This is a genomic window from Pseudomonas sp. 58 R 3, assembly GCF_900006605.1.
Classification (GTDB): Bacteria; Pseudomonadota; Gammaproteobacteria; order Pseudomonadales; family Pseudomonadaceae; genus Aquipseudomonas; species Aquipseudomonas salomonii.
The window spans coordinates 33,947-51,998 of record NZ_CVTT01000040.1 but is presented as its reverse complement, the minus strand read 5'-3'; the positions used below and the strand labels follow the sequence as shown (position 1 = coordinate 51,998).

Genomic DNA, 18,052 nt, shown 5'->3' with positions numbered 1-18,052 from the left:
AACTCCTTAATCGGCCAGGGCGATCGGGCCGATTTCGTCAAAGACATCCCCTGGGCCCGGATTTTCGGGGTGAGTGCTGCCGCCGAAGTGGGTCATGATGCCCCACACCGCATTCAGCGAGGTTTGCACCGCGCCCTCGACCCACGCAGGCGTCCAGGATACGTCGTCACCGGCGATAAAAATCCCACGCTGTTCGGCGGGCATGTCCTTCTGCATGAAGTGCGCATACATGCGCTGGTTGTAGCGATAGTGGCCGGGCAACGCGCCTTTGAAGGCGCCGAGGAAATGCGGGTCGGCTTCCCAGGATACGGTGATCGGGTCGCCGATGATGCGTGCCTTGATATCGACTTTCGGGTAGATCTTTTTCAGCGCGTCGAGGGCCAGTTTCACGCGCTTGTCGATAGGCTGCGGGAGCATTTTCAGCGCGTCGCTCATCCACGAGTACGACAGGCAAATCACGCCTGGCTTGTCGTCACCGTTGTCGAACAGATAGGTGCCACGGGTGAGGCGGTCGGTGAGGGTCATGCTCATCAGGTCGCGGCCGGTCTCCGGGTCTTTGTCTTTCCAGAACGGGCGGTCGACCATCACGAAGGTCTTGGACGATTGCATGTAGCGCGTGCGGTCCAGGGCCATCCACATTTTTTGCGAAAACAGGGTTTCGTCGCATTCGATCTGGGTGGTCAGCAACCAGCTTTGGCAGGTGGTCAGCACGGCGGCGTATTCACGGGTGTCGCCGTAGTTGTCGGTGACCGCAAAGCGGCCATCGGCAGCGTGGGCAATGCGTTTTACCCCCGCCCGTGGCGCACCGCGATGCAGCGAGCTGAGGCTGGTGCCAGCAGGCCAGTGGGCGCAACGCTCCGGCACATGGCGCCAGATACCCATGGGCACTTGCGCTACGCCGCCAACCACCAGGTGTTGGTGATCGTCGCAGTTGGTCATCACCACGCGGAAGATTTCCAGCATCGAGTTGGGGAAATCCGAATCCCAACCACCCGTGCCGAAACCCACCTGGCCAAACACTTCGCGGTGCGCGAACGACAGCTTGGCGAACGCCTTGGACGTGGCGACGAAGTCATAGAAGGTGCGGTCGTCCCACAGCGGTACCAGCTTGTTCCACAGCGCTTTGAGGCGCGGCACGTCGCGATCGCGAATGGCTTGCTGGATATCACCGAACTGCGAGCCGGCCTCCAGCGCATCCGCCCAGGCATCGGCCACTTCCTGGAACAGCACGGGCAAGTCCGAGAGCTTCTGCGCGTAGTGGGTCTGGCCTTCGAGGTCGACCACTGTGCTGCCGGAAGCCGGTGTCAGCGGGTTGGGAAAAGGTTTGGTCTCAAGACCCAGCTTGTCCACATAGTGGTAGAACGCGGTGGACGACACCGGAAAACGCATGCCGCCCAGCTCGGCGATGATGCCTTCGGCGCCTTCAAAGGCCTGGGAGCGCAAACGCCCGCCCATCTTCGAGGCCTCATACACCACCGGCTTGAGGCCCAGCTTCATCAGCTCGTAGGCTGCTACCAGCCCCGCGATCCCGGCCCCCACAATCGCCACTTCCGCGCCATGGTTGGCGGCGGGAATACTGCCCAGGCCGGCCGGGTGTTCGATCCAGTCATCAAAGGCAAACGGAAAATCCGGGCCAAAGATGGTGATAGGTTTTTTACCGTCGGCGGGATGGCGATTGGTCTTGCTGATGGTGCTGGACGGAATGCTCATGGCTGACCTTACTGACGACTCGGCGGGATTCGGCCCGTTGAGTATAGGAAAAGATGGCAGCCAGTTTAGGGAGCGTAGCGGTCGTTATTAAGACGCAATGTGTCGTCGGATTGAATTGTTTTTAGTCAAAATGACGAAGTGGCTGGTCAAACTGGCTGGCCACGGTCCAATTTGTTACTGAGGATGATCGACGTGGTGGTTTTTTCTACGCCCTCGACGCTGCCGATCTGGTCCAGCAACTGGTCCAACTGTTCCGGCGAATCAGTGCGCAGCCAGGCCACGTAATCAAACTCGCCACTCACCGCACACAACTGCTGCACCTGCGCCATGGCGCTCAGCCTGCGCAGCACTTCCTTGCCCGAGCGCGCCTGAACGGTAATGCCAACATACGCCTGCAACCCCCCATCAACCACACGCTGCCCGAGGCGCACGCCATAACCGGTGATCACCTGGGTTTTCTCCAGACGCGCCAGGCGCGACGTCACCGTGGTGCGCGCAATGCCCAACTGCCGGGCAAGCATGGCCACGCTTTCGCGGGCGTTGATCTGCAAGGCGGCGATCAGTTGGCGATCGATTTCGTCGAGGGCGGGCAAGGGTGGGGCTCCGGTGCGATGGGCAGTGGGGAGGTATGTTACAGACTTCCAGACACGAAAAAGCCGCGCAGTGCGCGGCTTTCTTGTTTGGTGGGCCCAGTAGGACTCGAACCTACGACCAAGGGATTATGAGTCCCCTGCTCTAACCAACTGAGCTATAGGCCCTCAGTAGGACGCGGATTATAACGACGGTTTCCGTGCTGTGCCATCCGAAAAGTCTGAAACCCGCATATGAAGAAAGGTCTCGGCAAAAAGCTCCGGCGGCAGTGGCAGGCTGACGATGTAGCCTTGCATCTGTTCGCAGCCTTCGGCGGCCAGGAAGGCTTGTTGTGCGGGGTTTTCCACGCCTTCGGCGATGATGGTGAATTGCATGCTGTGGCCCAGGGCGATGATGGCGCGCACGATGGCGGCGTCGTGGGGGTCGTCGGGCAGGCCGCGCACGAAGGACTGGTCGATCTTGAGGAAATCCAGTGGCAGGCGCTTGAGGTAGCTTAGGGATGAGTAGCCGGTGCCAAAGTCATCGATGGCCAGTTGCACGCCCAGGTGCTTGAGTTGGTGCAGCACTTCGAGGGCTTCTTCGGCCTGGCTCATGATGAAGTTTTCGGTGATCTCCAGTTGCAGGCAACCGGGCTCCAGGTCGTAGTCGTGCAGCAGTTGTTCGATGCGCGCGAGCAGGGTGGGGTGACGCAGTTGCGCGCCGGCGAGGTTGACTGACAGTGGACCGAAGTCGTTGAAGGCGTGTTTCCAGGTGTGCATCTGACGGCAGGCCTGTTCCAGTACCCAGTCGCCAATCTGCAGGATTGTGCCGTTCTCTTCGGCCAGGGCGATGAAGTGTTCCGGCGGCACGTCGCCAAACGTCGGGTGGTGCCAGCGAATCAAGGCTTCGGCGCCGATCAGTTCCTGGGTGGCCAGGCTGCGCTTGGGTTGGTAGTACAAAAACAGCTCTTCACGTTCGATGGCGCGACGCAGTTCGTGCTCGAGGGCCACGCGTTCGTTGGCCTGGGCGGTGAGGTCGCGGGTGTAGCTCTCGACACGGTTGCGGCCTTTGGCCTTGGAGCGGTACATCGCGGCATCGGCGTTTTTGACCAGGGTGGCGACGTCGGTACCGTCCTGTGGGTAAAGGCTGGTGCCGATGCTGGCGCTGATAAAGAACTCATGCTCGCCGGCCTGGAACGGCGGGGTGAAGCAGGCGAGCAGTTTATTGGCCAGGTGTTCGGCATCGCTGGCTTGTTGCAGGCCGGGCAGTAAGATGATGAATTCGTCGCCGCCCAGGCGTGCCACGGTGTCGATGTCGCGCAGTTGCTCCTTGAGGCGCACGGCGATGTCCTTGAGCAGCAGGTCGCCGACGGGGTGGCCGAGGCTGTCGTTGATATGCTTGAACCGGTCCAGGTCGAGGAACAGCACGGCGCCCTGGCTACCGGTTTCTTCCTGGCTAATGAGGGCGGCTTGCAGCCGGCTTTCAAACAGGGTGCGGTTGGGCAGACCGGTCAGGGGATCGTGGTGCGCCTGGTAGTCGAGGCGAGCCTGGGCGTGCTTGAGACTGGAGATATCGGCAAACACGGCAACAAAGTGCGTGATCAACTGGTCGCGGTTGCGCACGGCGCTGATGGTCAGCCAACTGGGGTACAGCTCGCCGTTTTTGCGACGGTTGGAAATCTCGCCCTGCCAGTGGCCGTGGGCCGTCAATTGATGCCACATCGCCGCATAGAACGCGCTGTCATGCAGGCCGGAGGCGAGCAGGCGCGGCGTGCTGCCAAGGGCTTCGGCTTCGCTGTAGCCGGTGATCTCGCTGAAAGCGCGGTTGACGGCGCTGATGTTCTGCCGGGTGTCGGTGATTAATACGCCTTCGGCGGTGCTCTCGAACACGGTGGCGGCCTGTTGCAGTTTTTCCTGCATCACTTGGCGCTCGGTGATGTCGCGGGCGATGGTCAACATGCAGTCTTCTTCGCCGATGGGCAGCGGGCGGCTGGACACTTCGCACAGGCGAATCAAGCCGTCGGCGCGGCGGATACGGCAGACGAAGTCACGCACAAAACCGTCGCGTTGCATCAATTCCAGCAGGTGTTTGCGTTCGTTGAGGTCAACCCAGATGCCCAGGTCCAGGGTCGACTGGTCGAGTGAGTTCGCACTGGTAAAGCCCGTCAGGCGGGTGAAGCCTTCGTTCACTTCAATCAACAGCCCATCGCGCTGGCGGCTGAGCAGCAGACCGTCGGGTGAGGCGTGGAAGGCCTTGGCGAATTTCTCTTCGGAGGTTTGCAGCAGTTGTTGGGTTTCCTTGAGTTGGGTGATGTCACGCACCGCCACCACCAAGGCTTCGGTGGTGTCGAGCTGGAACGGTTCGGCGGAGATCAGCCCGGTAAACGCCTGGCCATTGCTGCGCAGAAACGGCATTTCCAGGTTGCGGATGCTGGTGGTCTGCACACGTCGCAACAGGTCGGGGCCGACGCCTTGAACGCCCCAGATATTCAGCTCGGTGGCGGTTTTACCCACGACTTGTTCGGCGCTTAACCCAATCTGGTCCTCGAATGCCTTGTTCACCTCCAGCAGGCAGCCATCAGAGAGGCGGGCGATGACCAGGATGTCCGGGCATTGCTGAAACACCGAGGCAAACTTCTCTTCGGAAAGCTGCAACGCCTCTTCAGTGCGTTTGGCTTCGCTGATATCGATCATCAAACCGCGTAACACCGGCTCATGGCCGTGCTTGATCAGGCTGACGATGTCACGCACCCACAAGCAGCGGCCGTCGGCGGTAATCACCCGATAATCGAGGCTGTGATCGCGGTTGGCGCGGGTTTCCTGGTAGCAGAATGCCTCGGCACGGGTCAGGTCGGCGGGGTGGATGATGTTGCGCCAGAAACCTGGAATCAACCAATGGGCGCGGGGATAGCCCAGCAGGTCTTCGGCGTGGGGCGACACGTAGCTGTAGGTGAAGTCGGTGATGCTGGCTTCCCAGGCAATCGCGGACAGGCTCTCTACCAGGCCGCGATAGTGGTATTCGCTGCTGCGCAACTCTTGCTCAAGGGCGACCCGCCGGGCAATTTCCGAGCTGAGCCGGCGGTTGATGCGAATCACGATGGCCAACACAGTGCTCAACAGCAGCACAGCCGGCAGGCCGTACATCAGCAAGTCGGCCCAGAAGGTGCGGTGATCGGTGAAACTGCCGACCCAGTGTTGCTGGATCGCATCGGTTTCGTCGGAGCTGAGGTCGGCGAGGACTTTGTCCAGAATGCCCACCAGTATTTTCTGATCGCGTGGCACGCCCATCGCCAATTGATAGCGGTAGGGCGTTTCGCCGCTGACGTATAAACCGTCCAGCTTGAGTTGGCGCAGGCTCCAGACGCTGGAAGCGAGGTCGCTGACAACCGCATCCACTTCATCGGTGGCCAGGGCTTGCAGCGTTGAACTGACGTTCGGCATGGCCACCAGGTTGAGGTCGGGGTGGTGAGTGCGCAGTAATTCGTGCGGCGCGTAGTTTTCCACCACCGCGATCTTCAGGCCGTACAGGTCTTTGAGGTTGCGCGGTTTTGCGCCACCCTCATGGGCAAGGATGACGATCGGGAAGTCCAGGTACGGGCGCGTAAAGGCCACGTAATTCTGGCGCTCGGGCGTCGACATGATGCCGGGGAGCAGGTCGAGCTGGTTGTTTTTCGCCTGTTCGAGCACAGCGGTCCAGTTTGCCGGTTCGATCAGCTTGATTCGCACGCCCAGGCGGTCCTGGATCAGGCGTACATAGTCGGCAGCGAGGCCTTGATAACGGCCATTTTCATCACGGTATTCGAAGGGCGGCCAAGAAGCGTCCACCCCCAGGCGCAGCTCCTGATGGTCCGCCAGCCAGCCACGCTCATCATCAGTAAGAGTCAACGCGCCAGCCGTTGCGGTCCAGGCGAGCAGCGACAGCAGCATCACGGTCGGCAGTCTGGGCATAACGGTCTCGTTATGGCACGGGGAATCTGTCGAGTGTAGACGGGCATTTAGGGGGAGGGGGGCTGCGGGGGAAGTTAATCTGTAGAAATTAATCTATAGAAAACAAAACCCCCGGCCTGGGCCGGGGGTTCTGGTATCACTCGTCGAGGAAGGAGCGTAGATGCTCGCTTCGCGTCGGGTGGCGCAACTTGCGCAGCGCCTTGGCTTCGATCTGACGGATCCGCTCGCGGGTCACGTCAAACTGCTTACCGACTTCCTCAAGGGTGTGGTCGGTATTCATGTCGATGCCGAAACGCATGCGCAGTACCTTGGCTTCACGGGCAGTGAGGCCGGACAGTACGTCGCGGGTCGCTTCTTTAAGGCTCTCAACAGTGGCGACATCGATTGGCGACTGCATGGTCGAGTCTTCGATGAAGTCCCCCAGATGGGAGTCTTCGTCATCACCAATCGGCGTTTCCATGGAGATCGGCTCTTTCGCGATCTTCAATACCTTGCGGATTTTATCCTCAGGCATTTCCATGCGTTCGCCCAGCTCTTCCGGGGTCGGTTCACGACCCATTTCCTGCAACATCTGCCGGGAAATACGGTTGAGCTTGTTGATCGTCTCGATCATGTGCACCGGAATACGGATGGTGCGGGCCTGGTCGGCGATCGAGCGAGTGATCGCCTGACGGATCCACCAGGTGGCATAAGTCGAGAACTTGTAGCCGCGACGGTATTCGAACTTGTCCACCGCCTTCATCAAGCCGATGTTGCCTTCCTGGATCAGATCGAGGAATTGCAGGCCACGGTTGGTGTACTTCTTGGCGATCGAGATCACCAGACGCAAGTTCGCTTCAACCATCTCTTTCTTCGCGCGGCGGGCCTTGGCCTCACCGATCGACATGCGACGGTTGATGTCTTTGATTTCAGCAATCGTCAGACCGGTTTCGGTCTCAAGCGCGGTCAGCTTCTGCTGGCAACGGATGATGTCCGGCTGCAGGCGACCAATGGCTTCGGCGTATTTCGCCTTGCCTTTGGCCAGCGCGTCGGTCCAGCTTTCGTCGACTTCGTTGCCCGGGAACTGGCGCAGGAAGTCGGCACGCGGCATACGTGCATCACGTACACACAGCTGCATGATTGCGCGTTCTTGCGCACGCAGACGTTCAAGGGCACTGCGAACACGCTCAACCAGGCCTTCGAATTGCTTCGGTACCAGCTTGATCGGCATGAACAGCTCAGCCAGGGCCACCAGCTCGGCAATCGCCAGCTTGTTGGAGCGACCGTGCTTTTTCAGGGCCTTGCGGGTGATTTCCATTTGATCGGAAACCGCACCGAAACGCTGGGCTGCGATGATCGGGTCCGGGCCGCTTTCAACTTCATCTTCGTCGTCGCTGCTGGCTTCAGCATCGTCGTCTTCGGTGTCGTCGTCGGCTTTCGCGGCTTTCGCATCGACAGGCGGCGGCACTTCGGCGGCAGGCGGCGCAATGCCGTCGTCCGGGTCGATGTAACCGCTCAGAACGTCAGACAGGCGGCCACCTTCGGTGGTGACGCGAGTGTACTCGGAGAGAATGTGGTCAACCGTGCCAGGGAAGTGCGCGATTGCGCCCATCACTTCACGGATACCCTCTTCAATACGTTTGGCGATTTCGATTTCGCCTTCACGTGTCAGCAGCTCGACGGTACCCATTTCACGCATATACATGCGCACAGGGTCAGTCGTGCGACCGATGTCGGTCTCCACCGCTGCCAGCGCGGCCGCCGCTTCTTCAGCAGCTGCCTCGTCGGTATCGGAGTCGGCCAACATAAGGGCGTCCGCATCCGGAGCACTCTCGTGTACGGGGATCCCCATGTCATTAATCATGCGGATGATGTCTTCCACCTGCTCTGGATCTGAAATATCCTCAGGCAGGTGATCGTTGACCTCTGCGTAAGTCAGATACTTCTGCTCACGACCAAGGGTGATCAACTCTTTGATACGAGACTGTTGTTGCGCTTTTCCGGACATAACACCCTATCCACTGAAGGTCTTGGCGGGCAAAAAACAAGCCGAGGATTATACCCGAGCTATGACCTCACACGCCAGCTGAGGTCGGGTTAGATGTACAAACATTCTGTTTTAAGAGGTCGCGCATCTGTTTTGCTATCTGAATTTGCTCTTCAGCCGATAAACCCGGCTGCCTTGCACGCTTGATCAGCTCATCCAGGGTCTGCGTGTGCTGACCTGCGGATAACCTAGTAATGGTGTCTAAAAACTGTTGTTCAAGGTTGTCGCCGTCAATTAGCCACTCCTTTTCCGCCAGTGCTTTAAGCAAGCGTCCCTGTTCGGTGCCGTGCCAACGAGCCATCAATTGAATTGAGTTTAGCTTAGGATTTTTCTGCACCGCCTCGATCAAGGCGATCAGTACCTGAGCGTAAGTGTTGCTCTCGTTGGCAAAGTGATCGGCGCTCTCAACTTTTTTTGCCAATTGCGGGTGGTGAATAAGTGTTCTCAGTGCAATGAGCGTTGGAGCTTCGACGGCGACAGGAGTTCGCGGCGCGTATGCCTCGTCGCGGTCACCGCGTTTGCCGTTCTTGTTCCAGGGTTTCTTGTCCCATTTTTTACCGCCGGCGCCGGGCTTCTTCGGTGTCCACTCCTGCTGGGGCGCGTAGGCCTCCTGCGGTTGATGGAAGTCGGAATAGTCCGGCATGGCGTCGTAGTCCATGCCTGGGTCGTAGGCCGGTGGCGCTTCCTGCGGTGCGCTGTGCACCAGCTGGCTGACGGCCTCGCCACTCAGGCCGGTGATTTCCAGCAGGCGCATGCGCATCAGTGATTTCAGGTTGGCGCCCGGCACTTTGTCGATCAGCGGCGCTGCGAGGGTGGCCATGTGGGCCTTGCCTTCGAGGGAGCGCGGGTCGGCTTCTTCGGTCAGTTGCTGGAAGAAATAGTCCGCCAGCGGCTGCGCGTGTTGATTGATGCGGGCGCGGAAGGCGTCGGTGCCTTCGGAGCGCACCAGGGTGTCCGGGTCTTCGCCTTCGGGCAGAAACAGAAAGCGCGCGCGGCGCCCGTCCTGCAGGCTCGACAACGTGGCTTCGAGCGCACGCCAGGCGGCGTTACGGCCGGCCTGGTCGCCGTCGAAACAGAACAGCACGCTGGGCACCACGCGAAACAGGCGCTTCATGTGTTCTTCGCTGGTGGCGGTGCCCAGGGTGGCGACGGCATTGCGCAGGCCCTGCTGGGCCAGCGCGATCACGTCCATATAGCCTTCCACCACGATGATTTCATCGAGGTTGCGATTGTTTTTGCGCGCTTCAAACAGGCCGTAAAGTTCCTGGCCCTTGTGAAATACCGGGGTTTCCGGGGAGTTCAGGTATTTAGGCTTGTCATCCCCGAGTACCCGGCCACCAAAAGCGATGATACGGCCACGGCTGTCGCGGATCGGAAACATCACGCGATCGCGGAAGCGGTCATAGCGCTTGCCGGTCTCGGCGTTTTCCACCAGCAGGCCGGCATCGATCATGGCCTTTTGCTGCAGCGTATCGCTGCTCAGATGCTTGTACAGGTTGTCCCAGCCCGGCGGGGCGAAACCCAGGCCAAAATCCCGGGCGATCTCACCGGTCAGGCCGCGGCCCTTGAGGTACTCGACGGCGGTCTTGCGCTGCGGATGGCTTTTAAGCGCCTGGCGATAGAAGTCGGCAGCGGCGGTCAGCAGCGGGTACAGCGGCGAATCGGTGGGTTGTCGCGGTTTGTGCGCGCGGCCACTTTCTTCGCGGGGGATTTCCATGCCGGCGGCTTTGGCCAGTTCCTCGACGGCCTGGGGGAAGTCCAGGTTGTCGTGGTCCATGATAAAACCGAGGGCATTGCCGCCTGCGCCGCAGCCGAAGCAGTAGTAGAACTGCTTGTCTGGGCTGACGCTGAATGACGGGGTTTTTTCTTTGTGGAACGGGCAGCAGGCAGTGTAGTTCTTGCCGGCCTTCTTCATTTGCACGCGTGAGCTGACAACATCGACGATGTCGGTGCGGTTAAGAAGGTCGTCAATAAAACTCTGGGGAATCAGCCCGGCCATGGCGTTCTCGTCATCACTGCGTGTAAATGAGGGCCCGTGAAGCGTTCAAGCGCACGTATCGAGTGCTTGAACATCTGTCGTCTGCATGGGGAGTGTATCTGCCGAGCATTCACTGACGTTAGTTTCTATCAGTCTTCGGCTTTGAAATGTTGCCCTGGCGTCCGGTGTTGGCCAGTAGTGGCCTCGGAAACGCCTTGATGGGCACAGCCGACACAGTTGATCGTCTGTTTGTAAAATTAAGTGTGCTCGTCAGTAGCCTTGTTAGGCTCGTCAGAAGAGACGCGCACCGCTGGCAGAAGCGCCAGTCCTGACGTGTGAAGCAGTGTCTCGGTCGCGTGTGCGGCGTCGACGGTGAAGCATCAAGCGATATCCGCAAATGCCAACAGCCCGGCTGAGGGCCGGGCTTGGCAGAAGCTTGCTACGTAAGTCTGTGTATTAGTACAGACGAACGGCGCGGCGCTGTTCGCGCTGAACTTTCTTGGCGTGACGCTTAACAGCGGCTGCTGCTTTACGCTTACGCTCAGAAGTTGGCTTCTCATAAAATTCGCGGCTACGAACTTCAGCCAGAACACCGGCTTTTTCGCAGGAGCGCTTGAAACGACGCAGAGCTACGTCGAAGGGTTCGTTCTCTTTTACTTTGACGGCTGGCATCCAGAGCTACCTTCTTTCATTACCGGGAATCAACGTTCTCGTCGCAAAAAATTCGCGGCTGAGGTCGTCGGTTTTTAAGGGTTGCGGATGTTAACCCCTCATTGACCGGAATGCAAAGCCTCTGATCGAAAACCGCTAGTCGGGAGGGGGAGTGGCGACTATTATGCGCGCCTTCGAATTCAGCCTCTACAAGGCGCAAACCCATGCTAGTACTGGGACTTGAAACCTCCTGCGACGAAACCGGTGTCGCACTTTACGACAGTGAACGCGGGCTTTTGGCCGATGCACTGTTCAGTCAGATCGACTTGCACCGCGCCTATGGCGGGGTGGTGCCGGAGCTGGCCAGCCGCGATCACGTCAAGCGCATGCTGCCCTTGATTCGCCAGGTGTTGGACGAGGCCGGCTGCGTGCCGACCGAGATCGACGCAATTGCCTACACCGCAGGCCCCGGATTGGTTGGAGCCCTTCTGGTTGGGGCCTCTTGCGCCCAGGCGCTGGCCTTTGCCTGGGGTATTCCAGCCCTCGGTGTGCACCATATGGAAGGCCATTTACTGGCACCGATGCTGGAAAAAACACCGCCGCAGTTTCCGTTCGTCGCTTTGTTGGTTTCCGGTGGTCATACGCAGTTGGTTCAGGTGGATGGCATCGGCCAATACACGCTTTTGGGGGAGTCGCTGGATGACGCCGCCGGCGAAGCTTTCGACAAAACCGCGAAGATGATGGGCCTCAATTATCCCGGTGGCCCGGAAATCGCGCGGCTGGCCGAAAAAGGCGTGCCGGGGCGCTACACCTTCCCGCGCCCGATGTGCGATCGCCCAGGCCTGATGTTCAGCTTCAGCGGCTTGAAAACCTCCGCGCTGAACACGTGGCAGCAAAGTGTCAGCGCCGGGGACGACAGTGAACAAGCCCGTTGCGACATCGCGCTGGCGTTCCAGCAGGCCGTGGTAGAGACTTTGACCATCAAGTGCAAGCGCGCCCTGAAACAGGCAGGCATGCAGCGCCTGGTGATCGCAGGCGGTGTCAGTGCCAACAAGGCGTTGCGCGCCTCGCTGGAAAAAATGCTCGGCGACATGAAGGGCGATGTGTTCTATGCGCGCCCTGAGTTCTGCACCGACAATGGCGCGATGATTGCCTACGCCGGTTGCCAGCGCCTGCAGGCCGGGCAGCACGAAAGCCTGGCGATCAGCGTGCAGGCACGCTGGCCGATGGAGCAGCTTTCACCGCTTTAGGCGGTTTGATCTGAGCCGGGCTCATCAACGGTATTTAAAAATGCCGTTCGCGCCCGGCAAACAGGTCGCGTAAATTGCCGCGGTGGCGCCACACGATCAGCAGTGTCAGTACGCTCATCGGCAGCAACGCCGCCGGTGCCTGCCAGGCCAGCAACGGCAGGGTGAGTGGCGTGGCGATCAGGGCAGCCAGCGAGCTGGTGCGGGTCAGGTAGAACGTCAGCAGCCAGGCCAGCACGGCCAGCAGCGCTGCCGGAGGGTAAACCCCCAGCAGCATACCGGCTGCGGTCGCGACGCCTTTGCCGCCGCGAAAACGGAAGTACAGCGGAAACAGATGGCCCAGGACGGCGCACACGCCCACCCAGGCCTGCTGTTGCAAGGTAAGACCGGCGAAGCTGGCGATCAGTACGGGCAACAAACCCTTGCAGAGGTCGCCCAACAGCGTCAGTACGGCGAGTTTCTTGCCGGCCAGGCGCAACATATTGGTGGCGCCGGCATTGCCTGAGCCACTCATTCGCGGGTCGGGATTTCCCGTCAGGCGGCTGAGCAAAATGGCGAAGGACAGCGAGCCGAGCAGGTAGGCGAGAATCGCCAGTAACCAAAACATGCTAACTATTCCGGGCGAGGACGCCCTGATTCTAACGGGGCAATGCGCCCTTGTCGTGCTGCGGAGAAGAGCTTGGACAGAGTGTTTATCGAAGGCCTGGAAGTCGACACCGTAATCGGGGCCTACGACTGGGAGCGCGGCATCAAGCAATGCCTGCGCCTGGACCTTAGCTTCGCCTGGGACAATCGCCCGGCGGCTGCCGGTGACGACCTGACCCTGGCGCTGGATTACGCCAGTGTGTCCACGCGTATCCAGGCCTTTGCCGAGCAATCCCAGTACCAGTTGGTGGAAACCTTTGCCGAGCGGTTGGCCGAAGTGCTGATGAACGAATTCCAGATTCCCTGGCTGCACCTCAAGTTGACCAAGCCCGGCGCCGTACCGGCCGCCAAAGGCGTGGGCGTGGAGATCGAGCGCGGATGTCGCTAACTCAGGTTTACCTTGGCCTTGGCAGTAATATCGAGCGCGAGCCGCACCTGCGTGCCGGCCTGGACGCGTTGGCGGGCTTCTTGACCGATGTACGCTGCTCCGCGGTATTTGAAAGCCAGCCGGTGGGCATCAAGAGCGGGCCATTCTTCAACCTTGTCGTGTCGGCCTATACCGACCTGCCGCTGATGGAGCTCGATCGCCGGTTGAAATTCATCGAGGCCGACAATGGTCGTTATGCCCCGGACCGCAAAGGGTTACCGTTGGATATCGATGTGCTGCTGTACGGTGACCTGGTGGGGAATTTCGACGGTTTGATCCTGCCACGCGCAGAGATCCTGAAGAATGCTTTTGTGCTGTGGCCGTTGTCGTTGATGGCGCCGGATCGTGTACACCCTGAAGTCGATAAGACAATGGCCGAGTTATGGCGCGATGCCCAGATCGACCAGGTGCTGGCGCCTGTCGGGTTTGAATGGCAGGGCCAGCAGTTGACCCCGGCGGGTCTGCTGTAGCCGCCGATGCGCCTGGCTTGACCGGATTCAACTGTGGGAGCGGGCTTGCCCGCGAAAGCGGTGGGTCAGTCAGCATCAATGTTTACTGTGCCGACGTCTTCGCGGGCAAGGCCGCTCCCACACGTTTTGCGCTTAACTGAATGGCATTGATGTAAGCCCGTCTGCCACACAGAGTAACGACTACAGGTTGTGGTGTTCTTTGTAGGCCTTGAGTACCCTAAGCCGCTCACGCTTGAGCGCCTCGCCCAGCTCCGGGCCTTTGAAACCTTTCTCCAGCAAGGGCGCCACCGGTACTTCGCGAGCCGCCTTGGCTGCGCCGCGTAAATAATCCGCCTGTGGATAACTTCTCTGCTCCAGGCCCTTGCGGCCCCGGGCGTCCATTTCACAACTCACCACAAACTCTTCAAAGCGCTGCGGCCGGCGATACACGTCAAAACTCTGCAGCAACTCCAGCATTGTCGAGGCTTTGAGCTCCAGCGCGCGGTGGCCATGGGTGTGATATTGGCCGACCAGCAGCGCCAGTTCCTGGCAATCCTTCGGCACCTTGAAGCGTTCGTTGACTGCCTTGATCAGCTTCAAACCCGTGTGTTCGTGGGCAATATGCTGCGGCAATTTATCCACAGGCGTCAGGCCTTTACCCAAGTCGTGCAGCAGGCAGGCCCAGCGCACGGTCAGCGGCTGGTGATGCAAGGCGGCCTGTTCGAGCACGCTCAAGGTATGGATGCCGGTGTCTATTTCCGGGTGATGGGCGGCAGGTTGTGGCACGCCAAATAGCGCATTCACTTCGGGCATCAGGGTTTTCAGCGCGTCGCAGTCGCGCAGTACCTGAATAAACACTTGAGGCTGATCCTCCATCAGCGCCCTGGAAATTTCTTTCCAGCTGCGCTCCGGAGTCAAGGCTTGCAGTTCGCCGGACTCGCTGAGTTGGCGCATCAGTTCCAGGGTTTGCGGGGCCACGGTAAAACCCAGGTGGGCATAACGCGCAGCGAAGCGCGCAACACGCAGCACTCGCAAGGGATCTTCGGCGAACGCAGGGGAAACGTGGCGCAGAATCCGCGCTTCAAGGTCGCTCTGACCGCCATAAGGATCGGTCAGGTTGCCGTCATCATCCTCGGCCATGGCGTTGATGGTCAGGTCGCGGCGAATCAGGTCTTCTTCCAGCGTCACCTCGGGGCTGGCGTGAAACACAAAGCCGCCATAACCCCGACCGCTCTTGCGTTCGGTGCGGGCCAGGGCGTATTCGTCGCCGTTCCTGGGGTCCAGAAATACCGGAAAGTCAGCGCCGACCGGCTTGTAGCCTTTGGCGAGCATTTCTTCAGTGGTCGCCCCCACCACAACGCGGTCAATATCGGTGACCTTGAGGCCGAGCAGGCGATCACGCACCGCACCGCCGACTGTGTAGATTTTCATGAAAAAGCCTCCATTAGCGGCACAGGATACCGCCTGTGCCGGACCAATGGAGGCTTTGCTGTTTCAGAGGTGTACGACGGCCAGGTCCAGGCGGCCGTAGTCGTTATCGTTGTGGTCGGTGCGTGGTGGCACATGGTGGGTTTTCATCACCTGATCGCCCTGCAGGGTTTCCAGGTGAATGTCGAAGCCCCACAGCCGGTGCAGGTGTTTGAGCACTTCTTCGGTGGATTCGCCCAAGGGTTTGCGGTCGTGCTGCTGGTGACGCAAGGTCAGCGAGCGGTCGCCGCGTACGTCGATGCTGTAGATCTGCACGTTGGGCTCACGGTTGCCCAGGTTGTACTGCGCCGCCAGGGTTTCACGGATGGTGCGGTAGCCGGGTTCATCGTGGATGGCAGGCACCACCAGATCATCCTTGAGGTCGTCATCGAGAATGCTGAACAGCTTGAGGTCGCGAATCACCTGGGGTGACAGGTACTGCAGGATAAAACTTTCATCCTTGAAGCTGCTCATGGCGAACTTGATGGTCGACAACCAATCACTCCCGGCGATTTCCGGGAACCAGCGGCGGTCTTCTTCGGTGGGGTGTTCACACATGCGCCGGATGTCCCGATACATGGCAAAGCCCAGCGCGTACGGGTTGATGCCGCTGTAATACGGGCTGTCGAAACCTGGCTGGAACACCACGCTGGTATGGGAGGTAAGGAACTCCATCATGAAGCCGTCGGTGACCAGGCCTTCGTCGTACAGGTCGTTCATCAAGGTGTAGTGCCAGAACGTCGCCCAGCCTTCGTTCATCACCTGGGTCTGGCGCTGTGGATAAAAGTACTGGGCGATCTTGCGCACAATCCGCACGATTTCCCGTTGCCATGGCTCCAGCAGCGGTGCGTGTTTTTCCAGGAAATACAGGATGTTTTCCTGAGGTTCGGCGGGGAAGCGTGCATTGTCCTTGTCGCTGTTTTTGCCGGCCTTTTTAGGAATTGTGCGCCACAGGTCGTTGATCTGCTTTTGCAGGTGCTCCTCACGCTCCTTCTGGCGCAGCCGTTCTTCCTCGGCAGAAATCGGATACGGGCGTTTGTAGCGGTCGACGCCGTAATTCATCAGCGCGTGGCAGGAGTCGAGCAAGTCCTCTACCGCATCGATGCCATGGCGTTCCTCGCATTGCATGATGTACTGCTTGGCGAACACCAGGTAATCGATGATTGAACTGGCATCGGTCCAGGTGCGGAACAGGTAGTTGCCCTTGAAGAAGCTGTTATGCCCGTAGCACGCGTGGGCCACCACCAGCGCCTGCATGCAGATGGTGTTTTCTTCCATCAGGTAAGCGATGCACGGGTCGGAGTTGATCACGATCTCGTAGGCCAGGCCCATCTGGCCACGGGTGTAGGACTTCTCGGTACTGAGGAAGTGTTTGCCGTATGACCAGTGATGGTAGCCCAAGGGCATGCCGACCGAGGCGTAGGCATCCATCATCTGTTCGGCGGTGATCACTTCGATCTGGTTGGGGTAGGTGTCCAGGGCATAACCCGCCGCGATGCGGCTGATTTCCCGGTCATAGGCCTGGATCAGTTCAAAGGTCCACTCGGAGCCGGTGGAAATGGGTTGGCGCTTATGCTCTTTTTTGGCGGTCATGTCACTAACCTGCGCTGGAAGAGTTCACGGAAGACCGGGTAAATATCGCCGGCCGAGACCAGTTGCTGCTGGGCGAACGTATCGGCGAAGGCTTCGCCGATGCGCTCGTATTCGAACCACAGCGCCTGGTGCTCACGAGGGGTGATTTCGACGTAGGTGTAGTACTGCACAAACGGCATGATCTGGTTGATCAGGATGTCGCGGCAGATCGGCGAGTCATCGTTCCAGTTGTCGCCGTCGGAAGCTTGCGCGGCGTAGATGTTCCACTCATTGGCAGGGTAGCGCTCGGCCATGATTTCCTGCATCAGCTTCAAGGCGCTGGACACAATGGTGCCGCCGGTTTCCCGCGAATAGAAAAACTCTTCTTCGTCCACTTCCCGGGCGCTGGTGTGATGGCGGATGAACACCACGTCGATCTTGTCGTAGTTCCGCTTAAGGAACAGGTACAGCAGAATAAAGAAGCGCTTGGCAATGTCCTTGGTGGCCTGGGTCATGGAGCCGGACACGTCCATCAGGCAGAACATCACCGCCTTGGAGCTGGGGTTGGGTTGCTTGACCAGCAAGTTGTATTTCAGGTCGAAGGTGTCGAGGAACGGCACGCGGTGAATGCGCGCGCTGAGTTTCTCGATTTCCGCCTCGATTTGCTGGATATCGCCGAAGTTATCCGGCTCTTCACGCTTTAAACGCACCAGTTCTTCCTTGGCTTCCTTCAGTTTGGCGCGGCTGCTACCGGACAATGCGATACGCCGTGCATGGGCCGAGCGCAGCGTGCGAATGATGTTGATGCGGGACGGGTTGCCCTCGTTGCTGATCCCCGCGCGCACGGTCTTGAAGGTGTCGGTGCCGGTCAGGTTGCGTTTGACCAGGTTCGGCAGTTCCAGGTCTTCAAACATGAACTCCAGGAACTCTTCCTGGGTGATCTGAAACACGAACTCGTCCATGCCTTCGCCGGAATTACCCGCTTTGCCTGGGCCTTTACCGCCGCCGCCACCTTGGGGACGCTGGATGTGCTCGCCGGTGGTGAACTCTTTGTTGCCGGGGTGCACGACGGTCTGTTTGCCGCCCCGACCGTGGTGCAGCACCGGTTCGTCGATGTCGCGTCCGGGAATGCTGATTTGCTCGCCATGCTCCATGTCGGTAATGGAGCGGCGGCTGACGGCCTCTTCGACGGCCTTTTTGATGTGGTCACGGTAACGCCGCAGGAAACGCTGACGGTTTACCGTGCTCTTGTTCTTGCCATTGAGGCGTCGGTCGATCACATAGCTCATGGGGAGCCCTCCGGGCAGCTTCACGTTACAAGCTTCAAGCCGCGAGCTGGAAGCTTAGAGACAAGCGGTCGGCC

Annotated in this window: 13 protein-coding genes and 1 tRNA gene; 3 read left to right on the top strand and 11 right to left on the bottom strand. The window is 59.6% G+C overall.

Annotated elements, in window-relative coordinates; all coding sequences use genetic code 11:
- Positions 1 to 6: 6 nt before the first annotated feature.
- The 7 genes from BFP92_RS10215 to rpsU form a co-directional block, all read right to left on the bottom strand.
- On the bottom strand, positions 7 to 1,689 hold the full coding sequence (locus tag BFP92_RS10215; RefSeq protein ID WP_065929487.1) for a flavin monoamine oxidase family protein: 1,683 nt from the start codon (positions 1,687 to 1,689) through the stop codon (positions 7 to 9).
- Between the two features lie 167 nt (positions 1,690 to 1,856).
- Entirely contained in the window at positions 1,857 to 2,303 is a 447-nt protein-coding gene (locus BFP92_RS10210; protein ID WP_058420501.1) for an Lrp/AsnC family transcriptional regulator, read from the bottom strand.
- Positions 2,304 to 2,391: 88 nt separating this feature from the next.
- Positions 2,392 to 2,468: transfer RNA gene (locus tag BFP92_RS10205), tRNA-Ile, on the bottom strand.
- A gap of 15 nt (positions 2,469 to 2,483) precedes the next feature.
- The gene (locus tag BFP92_RS10200; protein WP_065929394.1) at positions 2,484 to 6,227 is read right to left on the bottom strand and encodes an EAL domain-containing protein; all 3,744 of its coding nucleotides are present in this window, start codon (positions 6,225 to 6,227) and stop codon (positions 2,484 to 2,486) included.
- 136 nt (positions 6,228 to 6,363) lie between these two features.
- A complete protein-coding gene (gene rpoD, locus BFP92_RS10195; RefSeq protein ID WP_017138049.1) occupies positions 6,364 to 8,214 on the bottom strand; it encodes an RNA polymerase sigma factor RpoD in 1,851 nt (616 codons plus the stop codon).
- 67 nt (positions 8,215 to 8,281) lie between these two features.
- Positions 8,282 to 10,252 carry a DNA primase gene (gene dnaG, locus BFP92_RS10190; protein WP_065929393.1) on the bottom strand — a complete coding sequence of 657 codons (1,971 nt, stop codon included), beginning with the start codon at positions 10,250 to 10,252 and terminating at the stop codon, positions 8,282 to 8,284.
- Between the two features lie 435 nt (positions 10,253 to 10,687).
- Positions 10,688 to 10,903, bottom strand: a complete 216-nt coding sequence (rpsU, locus tag BFP92_RS30345) for a 30S ribosomal protein S21 (protein ID WP_002551877.1) — start codon at positions 10,901 to 10,903, stop codon at positions 10,688 to 10,690.
- 203 nt (positions 10,904 to 11,106) lie between these two features.
- On the opposite strand from rpsU, the gene tsaD reads away from it, so the two are divergent.
- Positions 11,107 to 12,132, top strand: coding sequence for a tRNA (adenosine(37)-N6)-threonylcarbamoyltransferase complex transferase subunit TsaD (gene tsaD / locus BFP92_RS10185; protein WP_056857844.1), 1,026 nt, complete (start codon positions 11,107 to 11,109; stop codon positions 12,130 to 12,132).
- 34 nt (positions 12,133 to 12,166) lie between these two features.
- Here tsaD and plsY read toward each other — a convergent pair whose 3' ends face one another.
- Positions 12,167 to 12,736, bottom strand: coding sequence for a glycerol-3-phosphate 1-O-acyltransferase PlsY (plsY, locus tag BFP92_RS10180; protein WP_056857845.1), 570 nt, complete (start codon positions 12,734 to 12,736; stop codon positions 12,167 to 12,169).
- Positions 12,737 to 12,808: 72 nt separating this feature from the next.
- Between plsY and folB the strand changes: the two genes are divergently transcribed.
- Both folB and folK read left to right on the top strand, forming a co-directional pair.
- The gene (gene folB / locus BFP92_RS10175; protein WP_017138053.1) at positions 12,809 to 13,162 is read left to right on the top strand and encodes a dihydroneopterin aldolase; all 354 of its coding nucleotides are present in this window, start codon (positions 12,809 to 12,811) and stop codon (positions 13,160 to 13,162) included.
- Positions 13,153 to 13,671, top strand: coding sequence for a 2-amino-4-hydroxy-6-hydroxymethyldihydropteridine diphosphokinase (folK, locus tag BFP92_RS10170; protein WP_065929392.1), 519 nt, complete (start codon positions 13,153 to 13,155; stop codon positions 13,669 to 13,671). Before folB ends, folK begins: the two co-directional genes overlap by 10 nt.
- A 180-nt stretch (positions 13,672 to 13,851) precedes the next feature.
- On the opposite strand, the gene BFP92_RS10165 is transcribed toward folK, so the two are convergent.
- The 3 genes from BFP92_RS10165 to BFP92_RS10155 all read right to left on the bottom strand — a co-directional run bounded on the left by BFP92_RS10165 (position 13,852) and on the right by BFP92_RS10155 (position 17,978).
- The gene (locus tag BFP92_RS10165; protein ID WP_065929391.1) at positions 13,852 to 15,081 is read right to left on the bottom strand and encodes a multifunctional CCA addition/repair protein; all 1,230 of its coding nucleotides are present in this window, start codon (positions 15,079 to 15,081) and stop codon (positions 13,852 to 13,854) included.
- Between the two features lie 63 nt (positions 15,082 to 15,144).
- Positions 15,145 to 16,710 (bottom strand): SpoVR family protein, encoded by a 1,566-nt coding sequence (locus tag BFP92_RS10160; protein WP_017138056.1) that lies wholly within the window; start codon positions 16,708 to 16,710, stop codon positions 15,145 to 15,147.
- Entirely contained in the window at positions 16,707 to 17,978 is a 1,272-nt protein-coding gene (locus tag BFP92_RS10155; protein ID WP_065929390.1) for a YeaH/YhbH family protein, read from the bottom strand. The genes BFP92_RS10160 and BFP92_RS10155 overlap by 4 nt, the downstream gene beginning before the upstream one ends.
- Positions 17,979 to 18,052: the final 74 nt, after the last annotated feature.